The sequence below is a fragment of the Amycolatopsis endophytica genome (genome assembly GCF_013410405.1).
Lineage (GTDB): Bacteria > Actinomycetota > Actinomycetes > Mycobacteriales > Pseudonocardiaceae > Amycolatopsis_E > Amycolatopsis_E endophytica.
Genome location: NZ_JACCFK010000001.1, coordinates 3,490,938 through 3,508,177, shown reverse-complemented (window position 1 = coordinate 3,508,177; position 17,240 = coordinate 3,490,938). Strand labels below are relative to the sequence as shown.

Here is a 17,240-nt window from a genome sequence, read left to right as displayed (position 1 = left end):
AGTAGGGTGCGGTCATGAACCAGGCCCGCGGAGGAGGGCATCCTCGACTACGACCTGTGCTACTTCGACGCCTCCGACCTGTCGCGGGAAGCGGAGGACGCCGTCGTCCAGCCCGGCCGGGCCGTGTTCGCCGACGTCCCGGCGACCGTGGAAATCCGCAACGAAGCGCGCGTCCACCTCTGGTATGAACAGAAGTTCGGGGTGCGGTGCGCGCCGCACCCGTCCACGGAGGCGGCAATCGACTCGTTCGCCGCCACCACCTGCTGCGTCGGCATCCGGGCGGAGCCGGGACAGCGCTGGCGCGTCTACGCCCCGCACGGCCTGGCCGACGTCTTCGGTCTTGTCGTGCGCCCGAACCCGCTCCTGGCGCCCGGGCACGTCTACGAAACCAAGACCGCCCGCTGGCGGGAGCAGTGGCCGGCACTCACCGTGCTCCCCTGGCCGACATCTCCGGACCGGCGCGAGTAGTCACGGCGCCGTCGGCATCCCCTTCCGCTCGCGCTCGAATTCCTTGCGCAGCACGGAGCAACGCGCCCGTGCCCGCTCGTACAACCGCCCCAGCACGAATGCCTCCGCCGGACTCACCGACGAAGCCCGCTCGCGCGCCAGTTGCGCGACGCCGACGAAGTCGTGGTAGTCGCCCAGTCCGCTCTGCACCGACTTCGCCGCCCGGCGCCACTTGCGCACACGCTTGCCCAGCACCGGCCGCGCCACGTCGGCCACGTAGCGGGCCGCCTTGGCCTTCTTGCGGACCTCGTGCAGGGCCGCGTCCGGATCGGGCGTATCACGCAAATCGTCAACGGCTCGCGCCAAGCGGCTGTCCGCGCGGCGGATCGCGCGGCGCAGTTCGCGGCGGCCCGCCTCGGCCGAGGTGGTGAGCGGCGGATTCGCCACCCATTCGTCCAAGGCGCCCATCAACCGCGCGTACCGGCCGCTGTTCAGCGCCACCAGCAACGACTCCCGGTCCCGCTGCGCGGCCTCGTCCAGGTGCCTCATCAGCGCGGTCCGCGTGTGCTCCACCTCCGGCATGTGCGGCAAATTCGCCAGTTCGCCCGCCACGTTCCCGGCCAGCACCTCCCCGTCGCGCGCCGGCGAGAGCGCCTGCCCGGCCCATTTCACCTCGTCGGCGAGCGCCCTCGCCCGCTCCCGCACGAACAACCGCCGGTAACCACGCAGCGCGCTCCGCAACCGCCGCAACGCGACCCGCAACTGGTGCACCGAATCGTCCGTCCCGCGCCGCACACCCTCGTCGTGCGTGCGGATCGCCTCGACCTGCGCGCGCACGTAGGTCATCACGACCTCACCGGCGTTGCCCCGGCCACCGTCCTCGGCCAGGTCGCCGGCGAGCAGGCGCCGCAGCTTCGACGGCCAGTGACCCGGCCGGACACCGTCCGCCACCAGCGCCCCGGTCAACGTCTCCAGCAGGTCCGGGTGACCTTCGTCGAGCTCGACCTCCAGCTCCCGCCACCGGTCCAGGCGCGCCCGCGCGCCCGCCCGCTCACCGTGCACGTGATCGTCGGTCAGCACCGCCAGCCGCCGCCCGTCGGCGCCGGTCAGGTCGTAACTGAACCGGTCGACCCGCAGGTGCGCGACCCGCACGAGGTCCGCGCCACCGGTCCACTCGCGCACGGCCTCCGCCAGTTCGTCCGGCAACCGATCACCGGGAGGCAGCTGGGTTTCCTCGCCCGCACCACCCGCCGCGGGTCGTTTCAGGTGCCAGCCCGCGTCGTCCCCGCCCGAGCGCCGCCGCAGGGTCACGCCCGCGCGCGCCAGCCGCAGATCGGCGGTGTCGTAGTACGTGTTGTCCAGCCGGGACTCCCGGGGATCACCCTGTTCCGTCACCGGGCCCGTGCCCGCCAGCCGGGGCACCGGTCTGCCGTCGTCGAAATCGAACTTCCGCTCCCGCTCCGTCACCGTCTTCGCGCCCATGTCGGTGGATTCCCTGGCCGGCGAGACCGGAAACCCCTGCGCCGGGTCCGGCGCTGCCATGCCGTGCCGGTTGGTGCCTCCGGCCCGATCACGTTCCCTCGCAACGAAACCACCGCTTGACCTACAGTTAGCTAGAGGTCCTACGGTCGCGATCATGACCGACACCATCGCGTCCGAGGTGCGACTGCCTCCGAGATCGCTCCTCCTCACGTTGCTCGGCGCGAGCACGATGACCATCATGGCCAGCGCGACGATCACGCCCGCCCTTCCGGAGATGGAGCGCCACTTCGCCGCGACTCCGCACGCGGCGCTGCTGGTGCGCCTCGTCCTCACGCTCCCGGGTCTGGCGATCATGATCGCCGCGCCGGTGCTCGCCCGGCTCAGTGGCCGGGCCGGCCGGACGCGGGTGCTGGCTTGTTCCCTGCTGCTGTACGTGGTGGGTGGTGGATCCGGTCTCGTCCTCGACTGGTTGCCCGGGCTGCTCGCCGGGCGAGCTGTGCTGGGTGCGGGGATCGCCGGCATCATGGTCACCTCCACCGCGCTGCTCGCCGACCACTTTCCCGCCGCCGAGCACGGGCGGGTGCTGGGGCTGCAGGGTGCGGCGATGGGGTTCGGTGGTGTCGTCGCCCTGCTGCTCGGCGGGGTGCTCGCCGACCTGAGCTGGCGCGGTCCGTTCGCCGTCTACCTGCTCGCCGTGCCGATGCTCGTCCTCGTGCTGCGGAACGTGCCCGAAGCGGCGCGCGCGAAGCCCGAAGAAGAAGCGGCACGACGCGCACCGCGGCTGACCGGCCTCTACGCGTTGATGTTCCTCGGCGTCATCGTCTTCTACACGGTCCCCACGCAGGCGCCGTTCTGGCTCGCGGAGGTGGGTGAAGCCGGGCCGCTGATCTCCGGCGCGATGATCGCCGCGGTCAACCTCGTCAACACCCTCATCGGCCTGAACTTCCGCCGGCTGCGCGCTCGTTGGGACTTTCGCGCGCTCGCCGTTGTGCTCTTCGTGGCCTACGCCGCCGGTCTCATCGTCCTCGGCCTCGCCGGTGGTCTCTGGATGGCGGCGGTCGGCATGCTCATCACCGGTATCGGTATCGGGTTGCAGAACCCGGTGCTCAACGGCTGGGTCGTCGCCTCGGTGCCGCCCGCGCAACGCACCCGCGCGCTCGGAACACTGACCTCCGTGTTGTTCCTCGGCCAGTTCGCCTCACCACTCGTCGCGCAACCGGTCGTCGATGCGGCCGGACTGGGCACCACGTTCGTCCTCGCGGGCGCGCTCGGCGCGACAATCGCCGCAATCACCGTTCTCGCGCGTCGCAAGGCGTCCGGCTCGCCCCCGGTGGCGTAAAGAGATACGCGGGCGCGCCCCGTACTATCGACCGGCACTCATCGCGGTCGATGGGAGGACTGGTGGTCACCGAGCGGGAGCCGAGGGCCGCGCGCCTGTTCCGGCGTGCCCGGCCGGACGCGGTACCGGTGCTCGCCACGGCACGGCGCGTCGCCGGGCAGCTCGCCGACGGACTGACCGGGACGGGCGCGCGGGCCGCCGCCAGGGGTGTCCGGAACCTGCTCGGCGCGCGTGCGGTGGGGCTCGCCGATCTCTCCGGCGCGATCACCTGGTCCGGTCCCCCGGCCGCGGACGCCGGCGGACTGGTCTCCGACGTCCTGCACAGTGAGACGCCTTCCGGGAAGGCGCCCCTGCAGGCGGTTCCGCTCGACGTCGACGGCGAGCTGGCCGGCGTGCTCGTCGTCGAGGGCGCGGCCTCTCGCGGGACCGTCCGGGAAGTGGCGCGGCTCGTCGAGTCGGCGCTCGCGCGCGGCAAGCTGGAGTCCTCGGCCGAGCTGGCCGCCCAGTCGGAACTGCGGGCGCTGCGGGCGGAGATCTCGCCGCACTTCGTCTACAACGCGCTCACCGTCATCGCCTCGTTGGTGCGTACCGATCCGGACCGGTCGCGGGAGCTGATGCTGGACTTCGCCGACCACATCCGGCACAGCCTGGCCAAACACGGCGACTACACGGCGCTGGCCGACGAGTTCCACGCCATCGAGACCTACCTCGCCCTGCAGCGCGCCGTCCTCGGTGACCGGCTGCGGGTGCAGATCCGCGTCGCCCCGGACGTGCTGGCCGTGCCGGTGCCCTACCTCGTGCTGCAGCCACTGGTCGAGAATGCGATCCGGCACGGTATCGAGCCACTGAGCCGGCCCGGCACGGTTTCCGTGCGCGGCGGCGCGGAAGGGAACGACTGCGTGATCAGCGTGGAGGACGACGGCGCGGGCATGCCGCCGGAGGACGCGGAGGCGGTGCTCTCCGGCGACGGCGAGCGCGTCGGGCTCGCGAACGTCGACCGGCGGCTGCGCAGCGTGTACGGCCCGTGGTACGGGCTGGTCGTGGAGACCGCGCCGGGCGCGGGCACGCGCGTCCTCGTGCGGGTGCCCCTGTTCCAGCCGGGGGTGATCCTGCCGTGACGGGTCTGCGGGTGCTGGCGGTCGACGACGTCCCGCCCGCCCTGGAGGACATCTGCCGCCTGCTGCGGGACGCGCCCGAGGTGGGCGAGGTGACCGGGGCCGGCGACGCCGTCGACGCTCTGCGGATGATCCAGAGCGACCGGTTCGACGCGGTGTTCCTGGACATCTCGATGCCCGGCCTGGACGGTCTGGAGCTGGCCGGGCTGCTGGCGAAGCTGAGCGAACCGCCGGTCATCGTGTTCGTCACCGCGCACGACGGGCACGCGGTGACGGCGTACGGGATCGGCGCGGTGGACTACCTGTTGAAACCGGTGCGGGCGGAACGGCTGTCGGCGGCGCTGGGGAAGGTGCTGCGGATGCTGCCCGCGGCCACGCCCCGTTCGCCCGGCCTGGCCGACGCGCTCGCCGCGCTGCCGGTCGAGTCACGCGGGCGGACGCGGTACGTGCGGCGCAGCGAGGTGCTGTTCGTCGAGGCGCACGGCGACTACGTCAAACTGCACACCGGCGGCGGCGTGCACGAGGTGCGGATGCCCATCTCGCGGCTCGCGGAGTACTGGGAGGGCAGCGGTTTCGTGCGTGCCCACCGCGGTTTCCTGGTGGCGCTCGACGCGGTGCGCGAGCTGCGGAGCGATTCGGTGGGCGGGCTGCTGGCGCACACCGACGTCGGGGACGTGCCGGTGAGCCGGCGGCACGCGCGCGAGTTGCGCGAGCGCTTGCTGCGCGCGGCGCGGCGCAGTGAACTGGGCCGCTGATGCCGCCCAAGCGCGTAGCCGTCATGAGCCCGCAGACCAGGCTGGCGCATGCGCGGAGGCGGCAGCGCGGGCGCTGGCGCCTGCCCCGTCTCGAAGCGGCCGAAGCCGAGCGTGCCATGCGGAACTACCGCCTGCAGCGGCGCCGCGCCATCACGGCTCTCGTCCTGCTCTTCGGGGTCCTCGGCGCGCTGCCGGTCCTCTTCGCGCTCTGGCCGGGGCTCGACGACATCCGTTTCCACGGCGTCCCGGTCTCCTGGCTGGTCCTCGGGATCGTCCCCTACCCGCTGCTCATCGCGCTCGGACGCTGGCACCTCAGGCGCGCCGAACGGGCCGAGAGGCGCTGAATGGTCGGGCTCTTCGCGGTCGCGCCGGTCGTCCTCGTCACGCTCCTCATCGGGTTGCGCGGGGTCGCGGCGATGCGCACCACTTCGGACTTCCTCGTCGCCTCCAGACGGGTGACTCCCCTTCTCAACTCGGCCGCCGTATCGGGTGAGTACCTGTCCGCGGCGTCGTTCCTCGGGGTCGCGGGTCTCGTCGTGAAGGACGGGATCGGGTCGCTCTGGTATCCCGTGGGGTTCACGGCCGGGTACATCGCGATGCTCGTGCTCGTCGCGGCCCCGATGCGCCGCTCCGGGGCCCTCACGGTGCCGGACTTCGCCGAGGCGCGCCTGGCCTCGCCCGCGCTGCGGAGACTCGCCGCGGTCGTCGTCCTCGTCATCGGTGCCCTCTACCTCGTACCGCAGTTCCGCACGTCGGGCCTGGTGCTCAGCGTGGTCAGCGGAACGCCCTACTGGGTCGGCGTCGTCCTCGCCGGGGCCGCCGTCGCCACCACGCTCGCGCTCGGCGGCATGCGCGCGGCGACCTACGTGCAGGCATTCCAGTTCGTGCTCAAGGTCGTCCTCTTCGCCGTGCCGGCGCTGTGGCTGATCATCACCACGACCGCCGTCACCCGGACCGAAGCCCTGCACCCGGCCGAGTTCACCGAACTGCACCGCGACACCCACGTCGTCTTCCGCGTGGACGTCACCCTCGAGGTCGCCGAACCCGTCCACGCCAGGGGAACCGACGGCGCGCCCGTCACACTCGGCCCCGGCACGCACACCATCGCGGCGGGCACCGAACTCGTCCTCCTGACCGGACAACCGGTTCCGGCGGTGCAGGGCGTCGCCCCGCCCGGCGTGCCCGGCTGGGAACGTCCGCTGCTCGACCTGAACGACGAGGGCCATCCGCTGCTCGGCACGCTCGCCGTGCTGGTGGCGACCGCGCTGGGCACCATGGGCCTGCCGCACGTGATCATGCGCTTCCACACCAGCCCGGACGGCCGCGCCGCCCGGCGCACCGCGGCACTGACCGTCGCGCTGCTGTCCGCCTTCTACATCTTCCCCGGTGTCTACGGCGTGCTCGGGCGTGTCCTGGTGCCCCACCTGTACCTCTCCGGCGCCACCGACACCGCCGTCGTCGCGCTGCCGATGCAGGTCGACACCGGCTGGGCGGGCACGCTGTTCACCGGCCTGCTCACCGCCGGCGCGTTCGCCGCGTTCCTCGCCACGTCGCTGGGACTGCTGCTCGCGGTGTCCGGCGCGATCGCGCACGACCTGGCGCCCGGCGGGCTCGCCCGGTTGCGGGGCACGGTCGTCGCCGCCGCGGCCGTCGTCGTGGTGCTCGCGTTGTTCGCCGCGCACTTCGACGCCGGCGTGCTCGTGACGTGGGGCTTCACCGTGGCCGCGTCGACGTTCTGCCCGCTGCTGGTTCTCGGGATCTGGTGGGCGCGGTTGACCGCGCGCGGCGCGATCGCCGGTGTGCTGACCGGTCTGGCGGCGTCCTCGGGCGGCATTCTCGCGACCATGGCGGGCGTCGGAGTGCACGGGTGGCTCGCGATCCTGCTCGCGCAGCCCGCGCCCTGGTCGGTTCCGCTGGCTTTCGGCACGATGGTGCTGGTGTCCCTGCGGGGGCGCCCGCCCGCCTGGGCGATCACCGCCATGCTGCGCCTGCACCTCGACGAGACCCCGCCGCGGCAGCACGGGCCCCGCCGTTCGACCGGTTTCCGCTACCGCTTGTCGGCCGTTCGTCGCGGTCGCTGACGGTTGGTCGGGACCGTTCGTCACCGGGCGCCGTGACCTCCTAACGTGTCCGCCACCACACGACAAGGAGGTCCTCAAGTGGCGGCCACCGAGCACGATCTCGGCCACGAGGAATGGACGCGGGTCCATTCCAGTCCCGAATTCACCCGGCTGCGACGGCGGCTGCGGGGCTTCGTCTTTCCCATGACCGCGCTCTTCCTCGGCTGGTACCTGCTCTACGTCCTGCTGGCCGACTACGCGCACGGGTTCATGTCGACCAAGCTGGTCGGCAACTTCAACGTCGGTCTCCTGCTGGGACTGCTGCAGTTCGTGTCCACGTTCCTGATCACCGGTCTCTACGTCCGCTTCGCCAACCGCAAGCTGGACCCGGTCGCCGACCGCATCCGCGAAGACATCGAGGAAGAAGCGCGATGAACCTCGCCGCGGCCGTGGCCGGCAGCAACCCGGCGCTCAACATCACCATCTTCGGCCTGTTCGTGGTGATCACCCTGGTGGTGGTGCTGCGGGCGAGCCGGAACACCAAGACCGCGTCCGACTACTACGCCGCCGGGCGCGCGTTCACCGGACCGCAGAACGGCATCGCGATCGCCGGTGACTACCTGTCGGCGGCGTCGTTCCTCGGCATCGCCGGTGCCATCGCGGTGTACGGCTACGACGGGTTCCTGTACTCGATCGGGTTCCTGGTGGCGTGGCTGGTCGCACTGTTGCTGGTTGCCGAACTGCTGCGCAACACCGGCAAGTTCACGATGGGTGACGTGCTCGCGTTCCGGATGCGGCAGCGCCCGGTGCGTGCCGCGGCCGCGACCTCGACGATGGCCGTCAGCTTCTTCTACCTGCTGGCCCAGATGGCGGGCGCCGGGATCCTGGTTTCGCTGCTGCTGGGCGTGTCCAGCGGCGTGGGCCAGTCGGTGGTGATCGCCGTGGTCGGCGTCGTGATGATCATCTACGTGCTGGTCGGCGGTATGAAGGGCACCACGTGGGTGCAGATCATCAAGGCGGTCCTGCTGATCGCGGGTGCCGCGCTGATGACGGTGTGGGTGCTGGGCAAGCACGGCTTCGACCTGTCCGCGCTGCTGCAGGGCGCGGTCGACCGCTCCGGCGAAAGCGTGCTGAACCCGGGCGCGAAGTACGGTGTCAGCGGAACGTCCAAAATAGACTTCCTGTCGCTGGGGCTGGCGCTGGTGCTGGGCACCGCGGGCCTGCCGCACGTGCTGATGCGTTTCTACACCGTGCCCACGGCCAAGGAAGCGCGCAAGTCGGTCGTCTGGGCGATCGTGCTGATCGGCCTGTTCTACCTGTTCACGCTGGTGCTGGGCTACGGCGCGAACGCACTCGTCGGCGCGGACGTCATCCGCACGGCGCCGGGCACCGAGAACGCCGCGGCACCGCTGCTGGCGCTCGAACTCGGCGGCCCGGTGCTGCTCGGGTTCATCGCGGCGGTCGCGTTCGCCACGATCCTCGCGGTGGTCGCGGGCCTGACGATCACGGCGTCGGCGTCGTTCGCGCACGACATCTACGCCAACGTGATCAAGAAGGGCAAGGTCGACACGAAGAACGGCGAGGTGCGGGTCGCCCGGATCACCGCCGTGGTCATCGGCGCGGTCGCGATCGTCGGGGGCATCCTGGCGAAGAACCAGAACGTGGCGTTCCTCGTGGCGCTGGCGTTCGCGGTGGCGGCCTCGGCGAACCTGCCGACGATCCTGTACTCGCTGTTCTGGAAGCGGTTCAACACCTCGGGCGCGCTGTGGAGCATCTACGGCGGACTGGCGATCACGATCACGCTGATCGTGTTCTCGCCCGCGGTGTCGGGCAACGCGAAGGCGATGCTGCCCAGCGCCGACTTCGACTGGTTCCCGCTGCAGAACCCGGGCCTGGTGTCGATCCCGGCGTCGTTCCTGCTCGGCATCCTCGGCACCCTGCTGTCGAAGGAGCACGACGAGCGCAAGCACGCGGAGATGGAGGTCCGCTCGCTGACCGGCGCCGGTGCGGAGAAGGCCACCGCACACTAGGAGCCTTCTCGACGAGCCCCCGGCGCCGCTGCCCTTGCGCCGGGGGCTCGTTCACGTCGAGGCGCCCTCGACCAGCGCGAGTCCCAGCGCGGTCAGCGAGTGCCGCACCGTGTTGCGGTTGCGGTGGCTCGCGATCAGGCCCGCCGCGCGCAGCACGGACATATGCTTGCTCGCCGCCGACGGGGTGACACCCAGGCGGGCCGCCAGGTCGGTCGTGCTGCATCCGGCGGCCACGAACGTCATCGCCGCCGCGCGCGTCGGGCCCAGCAGCGCGGACAGCGCCCGAGGCGGCGTCGGACGGGCGCGCCGCACGCGTGGGTCCTCCGCCGAAGCCGGGTAGGCGAGGCGGACCGGGCCCGCGCCCGGCACGATCCACGGCTGCGCCGTGAAACACACCGGCACCAACAGCACCCCCGCCCTCCCACGCGGAAGCTGCGGGCCGGCCACCCCGGTCACCAGGTACGGCGGGTCCCACCGCAGCATCGGGCGCAGCGTGGCCAGCAGCCCGTCGACGCCGTTTTCGGCGAGAGCACGCACCCGTGCCCGCCGGTCAGCCTCGACGCGTGCGCGGACGGTGTCCCAGTGCGGGGCGAGTGCCACCGCGAAGTACTCGCGCAGCGCCTGCACCAGCCGCGACAACGCGGCGTCGTCCCCCGAACGCAGGTCGGCGGCCCAGGCAGGCAACCCCGGCGTCCGCGGCAGCCCGGCGAGCGCGGATCGCACCCGGTCCGGCGGGGTTTCCAGGATCGACGCCAGCCCGGACGCGAAATCGGCGCACGCGGGCAGCAGGAACTCCGCCACCTCCCCCGAGTACAGCCATCGCAGCACCGGGAACGATTCGGGCAGGCGCAGGCCGCGCCGCCACCAGCCGAACCCGCCGTCGTCACCGCCCAGCACGCGCACGCTGCAGGCCAGTTCCAGGCACGGATCGGCGTCGCCCGCCAGCCCCACGCGGGTGAGATCGCGCGGCTTCAGTTCCAGGCGCACCGGCGATCCTTTCCGTGGGGACACCAGGAAGATCGCGGGCGATGCCAGTCCGTTACAGCATTGAACAGCGTTGTTGCCGGAGGCGGAAAAGTCCTCGACGCACGGCCCGCCACATGGGGAAGATCTTTTCCCCGGGGTGCGGCGTGAGGAAACCGCGCCCCGCCACTGAGATGGGGACTCGATGAGAAGACTCAAGCGGCCGTTCGCGGCCGCGGCACTGCTGGCCGGGCTCCTGACGCTGTTCGTCGCCCCGTCGGCGAGCGCGGCCGACCAGCCCAACGGTACCGAGGTGACCAGCCTCGGCGGGCTCGTCCTGCGGCCTGCCCACCCGGTCAAGCCCGGCGGCATCGACCTGCACGCCGACCAGGAGGCATTCCTGATCGGCCCGGCCAACGATCCGGGCCGCTGCCTCGACGCCGACCTGAACACCATCGGCGGCAACGGCACCAAGGTCCAGCTGTGGGACTGTGACGCCTACGCCGCCAACCAGGCGTGGTACCTCACGCTGATCCCCGAGGGCTACTACCGTTTCCAGAACGTGTACAGCGGCCGGTACCTCGACGCCGACCTGAACACGATCAACGGCAACGGCACGAAGATCCAGCTGTGGGACTACATGGCCGGTGGCAGCAACCAGTGGTTCGCCCTCACCGAGATCCCCGAGGGCTACCTGCGGCTGCAGAACGTGCGCGGCGGCCGCTACCTGGACGCGGACCTCAACACGGCCTACCGCAACGGCACCGTCGTGCAGCTGTGGGACTACGTGGCCGGCGCGCAGAACCAGTGGTGGTTCTGACCGTCCGGCCCCCGGTGCCGGGTGCCCGCGGGCACCCGGCACCGCGCTCAGCCCGCCACTTTGTCCAGCGTGATCGGCAGGTCACGCACCCGGCGGCCGGTCGCGTGGTACACCGCGTTGGCGACCGCCGCCGCGACCCCGGTGATCCCGACCTCCCCGGCCCCGATGACGCCCATCGGCATCGTCGGATCCGGATCGTCCAACATGGACACTTCGATGCGCGGGATGTCGGCGTGCACCGGAACGTGGTACTCGGCGAGACTGGGGTTCATGATGCGCCCGGTACGCGGGTCGACGAGGGTCTCCTCGGACAGGGCCATCCCGATGCCCATCACGATGCCGCCGCGCAGCTGGCTGACCGCGGTCTTCGCGTTGACCACGGTGCCGATGTCGAACACGCCGAGCCACCGGGAAATCCGCGTCTCGCCGGTGTCCGGGTCGACCCGCACCTCACAGAACTGAGCGCCGGACGCGGCCCGCATCTTGCGTGAGTCGCGCAGGAACCCGCCGATGAATCGCGCCTGTGTGGACAGCCGCCCGAGCCGGGTGTCAGAACCGACGGACGCCTCGACGTGCGGCACACCCGCCTGCCGGAGGACCGCGAACGGATCGTCTCCGCCGGTGCGCTTCGCCAGGCGCCGCAGCGACCGCGTCAGCTTCTCCGCCGCCTCGACCACGCTTCCGGCGATGCTCGCGGTCTGCACCGAACCGCCCGCGCTCGGGGACACCGGCAGATCCGAATCGCCGTACTCGACGCGGACCGCCTCGACCGGCACCCCGAGCGCGTCCGCCGTGACCTGGGCCTGCGCGGTCGCGGCGCCCATGCCCATCTCCTGGAACCCGCAGCGCAGCACCACGGTGCCCGCCGCGGACACCCGCAGGGTCACGTTGGCCGGGAACCGCAACGCCGGGTGGAACGCCGACGCGACGCCCATTCCGACCAGCCACCGGCCATCCCGCATCGACCCCGGCTCGGGCGTGCGGTCGGACCAGCCGAAGCGCTCCGCCCCCAGCGCGTAGACCTCGCGCAGCCTGCGGTGGGTGAACTTCTTGCCGTCCACCGGGTTCACCGCCGGTTCGTTGCGCCTGCGCAGCTCGACCGGGTCGAGACCGGTCTCGGCGGCCAGCTCGTCCATCGCGGCCTCCAGCGCGAAGGTGCCGATCGCCTCGCCGGGCGCGCGCATGAAGGTGTTGGGCAGCAGGTCCAGCTCGACCACGCTCTGCCGCACCAGGATGTTCGCGGCGTCGTAAAGGTGCCGCGACTGCGAGGTGATCTGCTCGGGCATCCCGCCGACCCGGCCGAGCCGGGACACGCTCGTGTGGATCAGCGCGGTCAGCTTGCCGTCGCGGTCCGCGCCGAGTGCGACGCGCTGAGTCGTCGGCGTGCGCCCCCCGACCGTGCGGTAGACGTCCTCCCTGGTCAGGGCCAGCCGCACCGGACGGCCGGTGGCGCGGGCGGCGAGCGCGGCCAGAATCGTGCCCGGCCACACCGCGCCTTTGCCGCCGAACCCGCCGCCGACGAACGGCGCGAGCACCCGCACGTCCGCGACCGGGATGTCGAAGCGGGCCGCGAGGTGGTTGCGGAACCAGTCCAGCGACTGGGTCGCGTCGTGCACGGTCAGCCGGTTCCCCTCCCAGACCGCGACGGTGGCGTGCGGTTCGAGCGCGTTGTGGGAGTGCCCGGGCGTGGTGAACCGCAGGTCCACGGTCACCGGCGCCGCGGCGAGCGCCTTCTCCGCGTCGCCCTTCTTCCCCTCGCCCGGCGAGATCATGCTGTTGGGCTGCTGCTTGGCTGCCGGCTCCATCGCGGCGAAGTCCACTGTGGCGGGAAGGACCGCGTACTCCGCGCGCACGAGTGAGGCGGCCTCCCTGGCGGCGGCCGGGTCCTCCGCCACCACGACCGCGATCGGCTGCCCGTTCCAGTGGATCTCGTCGTCCTGCAGGTAGTTGACCGAGGTGCCGGACGCCATCGTGCTCAGATCGAGCGGGGTCACCTTGCGCGCCGGGGTGAGCGGTGGCGCGTTCTCGTGGGTGAGCACGGCGATCACCCCGGGTACCGCGCGGGCCGCGCTGGTGTCCAGTGCGGTGATCCGGCCGCGGCTGATCGTGGCGTGCACGAGCGCGGCGTAGGTGAGGCCCGGCGGTTGCTGTTCCGCGGCGAACCGGGCGGCGCCGGTCGTCTTGGCCGGGCCGTCGACCCGGTCCAGTGGTGCACCGATCGCGGTCATGCCGCGCCTCCCTCGGTCGCGAGTCGCCGCAGTGTGGCGACGATCGTGCGGTTCGCCAGGCCGACCTTGAACGCGTTCGACGGGCGGGTGACCGCCGCCGACAGTTCGGCCTCGGCGGCACGCGCGAACGTCTCGTCGGTCGCTGGCCGACCGGGTAGCAGCCGCTCGGCCTCGGTCGCGCGCCACGGCTTCGTGCCCACACCGCCCAGGGCCAGGCGCGCTTCGACGATCACACCGTCCTCGACCCGCAGGGCCGCGGCGACCGAAACGAGCGCGAAGGCGTAGGACGCGCGGTCGCGGACCTTGCGGTAGCGCGAGTTCCGGGCGACCTCCACGGGCGGCAGTTCGACGGCCGTGATCAGCTCGTCGGGCTCCAGCGCGGTTTCGCGGTGCGGGGTGTCGCCGGGCAGCAGAGGGAACTCCGCGATCGGGATGCGCCGGATGCCGCGGGTGCTCTCGACCTCGACGACGGCGTCCAGCATCGCGAGCGCGACGGCCATGTCCGAGGGGTGCGTGGCGATGCAGTGCTCGCTGACGCCCAGCACCGCGGTGGAGCGGGCGAATCCGTCCATCGCGCCGCACCCGCTGCCGGGCACGCGCTTGTTGCACGGCGACGCGTCGTCGTAGAAGTACAGGCAGCGGGTGCGCTGCATCAGGTTCCCGCCGACGGTGGCCATGTTGCGCAGCTGGGCCGACGCGCCGTGCAGGATCGCGTGCGCGAGCACCGGGTAGCGGGCCCGGATCACCGGATGCGCGGCCAGGCGGCTGTTGCGCACCAGCGCGCCGATCCGGATGCCGCCGCCGGGCAGCTCCTCGACCCCGGTCAGCGGCAGCCTGCTGACGTCGACGACCGTGCCCGGGGTTTCGATGCCCTCGCGCATCAGGTCGACCAGGTTCGTGCCGCCGCCCAGGAACTTCGCGTCGCCGTCACCCGCGACGGCCTCCAGCGCGCCGCGGACGTCCCGGGCGCTGACGTAGGTGAACGACCTCATTCCGCGACCTCCCGGATCGCCTCGACGATGCCGTTGTAGGCGCCGCAGCGGCACAGGTTGCCGCTCATCCGTTCACGGATCTCGTCCTCGGTCAGCTCGGCGGTGGCGGTCAGGTCCTCGGTGACCGCGCTCGGCGTCCCGTCCTTGTGCTCGGCCAGCATCCCGACGGCCGAGCACAGCTGACCCGGCGTGCAGTATCCGCACTGGAGCCCGTCGGCGCGCACGAACGCCTCCTGCGGCGGGTCATCGAGCCCCTCGACGGTGGTGATCTCGCGCCCGTCGTACTGCACGGCCAGCGCCAGGCAGGAGTTGATGCGCTCGCCGTCGGCCAGCACCGTGCACGCGCCACACGCGCCCTGGTCGCAGCCCTTCTTCGTGCCGGTCAGCCCCATCCGCTCGCGCAGCGCGTCGAGCAGGCTCACCTGGGGCGGCACGTCCAGTCTTCGCTCGGATCCGTTGACCCGCAATGACACCTCGACCATCTGGTTCCTCCCGGTCCGGCCCGTGTCACACCGAAGCTAGCAGTACGCCGTCCTCTTAACAAGAGAACGACGTACTCTTATCTTGAGGTTATAGAATCACGAGCTGATGTCCCACAAAGCGTTCCTGCGGGCGCGCAGCCCCGAGCACAAGCAGCAGCGGCGCGAGGCGATCCTCGCCGCCGCGCGTGAGCTGGCGCTCCGGGACGGGGTGCGCACGGTGAGCCTGGGCGGTGTCGCGGCCGCGGTCGGGCTCGTCAAGTCCAACCTCGCCCGCTACTTCGCCACCCGCGAGGAGATCTTCCTCGAACTGGCCGCCGAGGAGTTCCGCGGCTGGGAGGCCGCGGCCGTGGCCCGCGTCGCCGTCGCGCCCGGTCCGGAGTCCGTGCTCGACGCACTGGTCGAGACCCTCGACGAGCGCCCGCTGTTCTGCGACCTGCTCAGCCACAGCGCGACCACGCTGGAGCGCAACGCCACCATGGAGGCGGCCCGCGCGTTCAAGCTGCAGACCGCCGGCAGCTTCGCGAAGATCTCGGCGGCCGTGGCGCAGGCGCGTCCGGACCTGACCGGGGACGAAGCGGGCGAACTGGTCGCCGCGGCCGCGGGTTTCGCCGGACTGCTCTATCCCGCGGCACACCCGCCACCCGTGCTGGCCCGGCTCTACGCCGAGGACGCGGCGGTCGCGGCGCTGTGCTTCGAGTTCGTCCCCGTCGCGAAACGGATGCTGCGCGCGCTCGCCGCGGGCCTGCCGAGCCTGCGCGGCGAACAGGGGGATTCGGCGAACGGAGGGTGACGTCCGGCGCAATTCCTCGCCGTGGATCTGGTCCCGCACCCGCCGGGTTGTTATCGGTGGACTGTGATCCACGAGCCGACGCGCCGGATGAGCGTGTACCGGATGTACCCGGCCGTGGATCCGCGCGACCTGGTCGTGCCGAAGGTGCTCGACGCCGCCGACGTGCGGGACGTGCGCGTGGACTCGGTACCGGCCGTGCTGGTGTCCGCCGCGCCCGATCCGGATCCGGTCGAATGGACCGCCGCCATCCGCTCGCTGACCGGCGTCGACCTCGGTTACACCAGCGCGGCACCGTCGGCCGCGCTGCTGCTGGCCGTCGACGGCACGCACTACGCGCTCACCTTCGGGCAGGGCTGGCGCTACCTGCGGACCGAGAAGATCGACCGCGGGTTCGGCCTGGACGTCGCGGTGCGCATGCTCGACCCGGACCAGATCCGCAGGATCACCCGCTGGGCGCTGAGCGCGAAGGCCCGCGTGGACCGGAACCTGGTGCCCGGCGGGCAGGGGCTGTGGGCGTTCGGCCTGCGTGAGCACGCCGAGCTGGTCCGCAACCTCACCGGACGCGTGCACGAGGGTGCCGGCGCCGACCTGACCTACGTCCGCCGCCGCGGCCGGTACCGCAACTTCCGTTTCAGCCTCGACTGCGGCGACGGACTGCACCTGCACCTCGGCACCGAGGGCAGCTCACTGGTGTCCGACCTGCGGGAACTGACCCGCGTCACCACCGAGGGACCGGTGCACGAACGACTCGAACCGCTGCGCTGGGTGCGGCGCCTCGGCGCGGGGCACGAGCTGACCGGCGAACTGGACGGCGCCGCCGCCGACCTGCTGGCCGATCCGGACGACGGCGACGGCGAGGTCGGCATCGCCTACCCCGCCCGCTACCACGACGGCCCCGGCGTCTCCCGCTACCGGGGCCGCGTGGGCGAACGGGAGATCGACACCGACGACCTCACCCTCGACGACCTGCGCGCCGGGCTGCCCGCGGATGGCCACCGCCTCACCGCGCTGCGCACGGGCACGATCGAGGGGCTCGACGACAGCGGCCACAGCCTCGGCGGTGACGTGTCCGCGTTGCACTGGCTCGCCGCCGAAATCACCCACCGCGACGGCCGTTACCTGCTGCTCGACGGCGACTGGTACCAGCTCGGCGACCGCTATCTCGACCACGTCGAGCGCGTGGTCACCGACGCGTTCGCGAACACCCCGCCGTGGACCCTGCCGCCGTGGAACGACGCCCCACGCGACCGGGACGGCCGCGTCATCGAGGCCGCCTACAACGAGCACGTCGCACGCACCGACCCGCGGTTCCTCTGCCTGGACCGCCGGACCCTGCGCACCCGCGTCCACCCGCACGGCTTCGAGGCGTGCGATCTGCTCGGGCCGGGCAACGTGCTGGTGCACGTGAAGAAGTTCAGCCGCCGGACCGGTTCGCCGGTGCTCAGCCACCTCTTCGCGCAGGGGCTGGTCGCGGTGGAAAGCCTCACCGACCGGCAGACGTGGCAGCGGTTCACCGGTCTGGTGTCCGAACAGGACCCCGCTCGCGCCGCCGCGCTCGGGTCCCGGCCCGCCGGACTGGTCTACGCCATCCACCGCCCGGACAAACCGCTCGACCCCGGCACGCTGTTCACCTTCGCGCGCTCCGCGCTGGTGTCGGCGGCGGTCGCGCTGAACACGTACGGGATTCCCCTGTGCGTCACCGTGATCCCGTAGACAGCGGGACGAGGATCCTCGTAG

Annotated in this window: 15 protein-coding genes and 1 pseudogene; 11 read left to right on the top strand and 5 right to left on the bottom strand. The window is 71.9% G+C overall.

The window, feature by feature from the left end:
• Positions 1–33: 33 nt before the first annotated feature.
• Positions 34–468, top strand: a pseudogene (locus HNR02_RS17330) (nucleotidyltransferase family protein); the annotation flags it as partial.
• On the opposite strand, the gene HNR02_RS17325 reads toward HNR02_RS17330, so the two are convergent.
• On the bottom strand, positions 469–1,989 hold the full coding sequence (locus HNR02_RS17325) for a CYTH and CHAD domain-containing protein (protein ID WP_246338587.1): 1,521 nt from the start codon (positions 1,987–1,989) through the stop codon (positions 469–471).
• A 94-nt stretch (positions 1,990–2,083) separates the two neighbouring features.
• On the opposite strand from HNR02_RS17325, the gene HNR02_RS17320 reads away from it, so the two are divergent.
• The 7 genes from HNR02_RS17320 (at position 2,084) to HNR02_RS17290 (ending at position 9,228) form a co-directional block, all read left to right on the top strand.
• Positions 2,084–3,268: an MFS transporter gene (locus HNR02_RS17320; protein ID WP_179774188.1), complete on the top strand. Its 1,185-nt coding sequence runs from the start codon at positions 2,084–2,086 to the stop codon at positions 3,266–3,268.
• Positions 3,269–3,330: 62 nt separating this feature from the next.
• Positions 3,331–4,386: a sensor histidine kinase gene (locus HNR02_RS17315; protein WP_376772872.1), complete on the top strand. Its 1,056-nt coding sequence runs from the start codon at positions 3,331–3,333 to the stop codon at positions 4,384–4,386.
• Positions 4,383–5,138, top strand: a complete 756-nt coding sequence (locus HNR02_RS17310; protein WP_179774186.1) for a LytR/AlgR family response regulator transcription factor — start codon at positions 4,383–4,385, stop codon at positions 5,136–5,138. Before HNR02_RS17315 ends, HNR02_RS17310 begins: the two co-directional genes overlap by 4 nt.
• Complete coding sequence (locus tag HNR02_RS17305) at positions 5,138–5,482, top strand: hypothetical protein (protein ID WP_179774185.1); 345 nt, start codon at positions 5,138–5,140, stop codon at positions 5,480–5,482. The genes HNR02_RS17310 and HNR02_RS17305 overlap by 1 nt, the downstream gene beginning before the upstream one ends.
• Complete coding sequence (locus tag HNR02_RS17300) at positions 5,483–7,219, top strand: sodium/solute symporter (protein ID WP_179774184.1); 1,737 nt, start codon at positions 5,483–5,485, stop codon at positions 7,217–7,219.
• Between the two features lie 78 nt (positions 7,220–7,297).
• The gene (locus HNR02_RS17295; protein WP_179774183.1) at positions 7,298–7,633 is read left to right on the top strand and encodes a DUF485 domain-containing protein; all 336 of its coding nucleotides are present in this window, start codon (positions 7,298–7,300) and stop codon (positions 7,631–7,633) included.
• Entirely contained in the window at positions 7,630–9,228 is a 1,599-nt protein-coding gene (locus HNR02_RS17290; RefSeq protein WP_179774182.1) for a monocarboxylic acid transporter, read from the top strand. Before HNR02_RS17295 ends, HNR02_RS17290 begins: the two co-directional genes overlap by 4 nt.
• A 51-nt stretch (positions 9,229–9,279) precedes the next feature.
• Here HNR02_RS17290 and HNR02_RS17285 read toward each other — a convergent pair whose 3' ends face one another.
• Entirely contained in the window at positions 9,280–10,215 is a 936-nt protein-coding gene (locus HNR02_RS17285) for an ArsR/SmtB family transcription factor (RefSeq protein WP_179774181.1), read from the bottom strand.
• A 181-nt stretch (positions 10,216–10,396) separates the two neighbouring features.
• On the opposite strand from HNR02_RS17285, the gene HNR02_RS17280 reads away from it, so the two are divergent.
• Complete coding sequence (locus HNR02_RS17280; RefSeq protein ID WP_179774180.1) at positions 10,397–11,011, top strand: RICIN domain-containing protein; 615 nt, start codon at positions 10,397–10,399, stop codon at positions 11,009–11,011.
• Between the two features lie 47 nt (positions 11,012–11,058).
• On the opposite strand, the gene HNR02_RS17275 is transcribed toward HNR02_RS17280, so the two are convergent.
• The 3 genes from HNR02_RS17275 to HNR02_RS17265 are packed head-to-tail and all read right to left on the bottom strand — an operon-like array spanning position 11,059 to position 14,713.
• The gene (locus HNR02_RS17275; RefSeq protein ID WP_179774179.1) at positions 11,059–13,239 is read right to left on the bottom strand and encodes a xanthine dehydrogenase family protein molybdopterin-binding subunit; all 2,181 of its coding nucleotides are present in this window, start codon (positions 13,237–13,239) and stop codon (positions 11,059–11,061) included.
• Positions 13,236–14,231: an FAD binding domain-containing protein gene (locus HNR02_RS17270; RefSeq protein WP_179774178.1), complete on the bottom strand. Its 996-nt coding sequence runs from the start codon at positions 14,229–14,231 to the stop codon at positions 13,236–13,238. Before HNR02_RS17270 ends, HNR02_RS17275 begins: the two co-directional genes overlap by 4 nt.
• Positions 14,228–14,713, bottom strand: coding sequence for a 2Fe-2S iron-sulfur cluster-binding protein (locus tag HNR02_RS17265; protein ID WP_179774177.1), 486 nt, complete (start codon positions 14,711–14,713; stop codon positions 14,228–14,230). Before HNR02_RS17265 ends, HNR02_RS17270 begins: the two co-directional genes overlap by 4 nt.
• A gap of 106 nt (positions 14,714–14,819) precedes the next feature.
• On the opposite strand from HNR02_RS17265, the gene HNR02_RS17260 reads away from it, so the two are divergent.
• Together HNR02_RS17260 and HNR02_RS17255 are read left to right on the top strand one after the other, a co-directional pair.
• Positions 14,820–15,503: a TetR/AcrR family transcriptional regulator gene (locus HNR02_RS17260; RefSeq protein WP_179774176.1), complete on the top strand. Its 684-nt coding sequence runs from the start codon at positions 14,820–14,822 to the stop codon at positions 15,501–15,503.
• Positions 15,504–15,566: 63 nt separating this feature from the next.
• Entirely contained in the window at positions 15,567–17,216 is a 1,650-nt protein-coding gene (locus HNR02_RS17255; protein WP_179774175.1) for a DUF6119 family protein, read from the top strand.
• Positions 17,217–17,240: the final 24 nt, after the last annotated feature.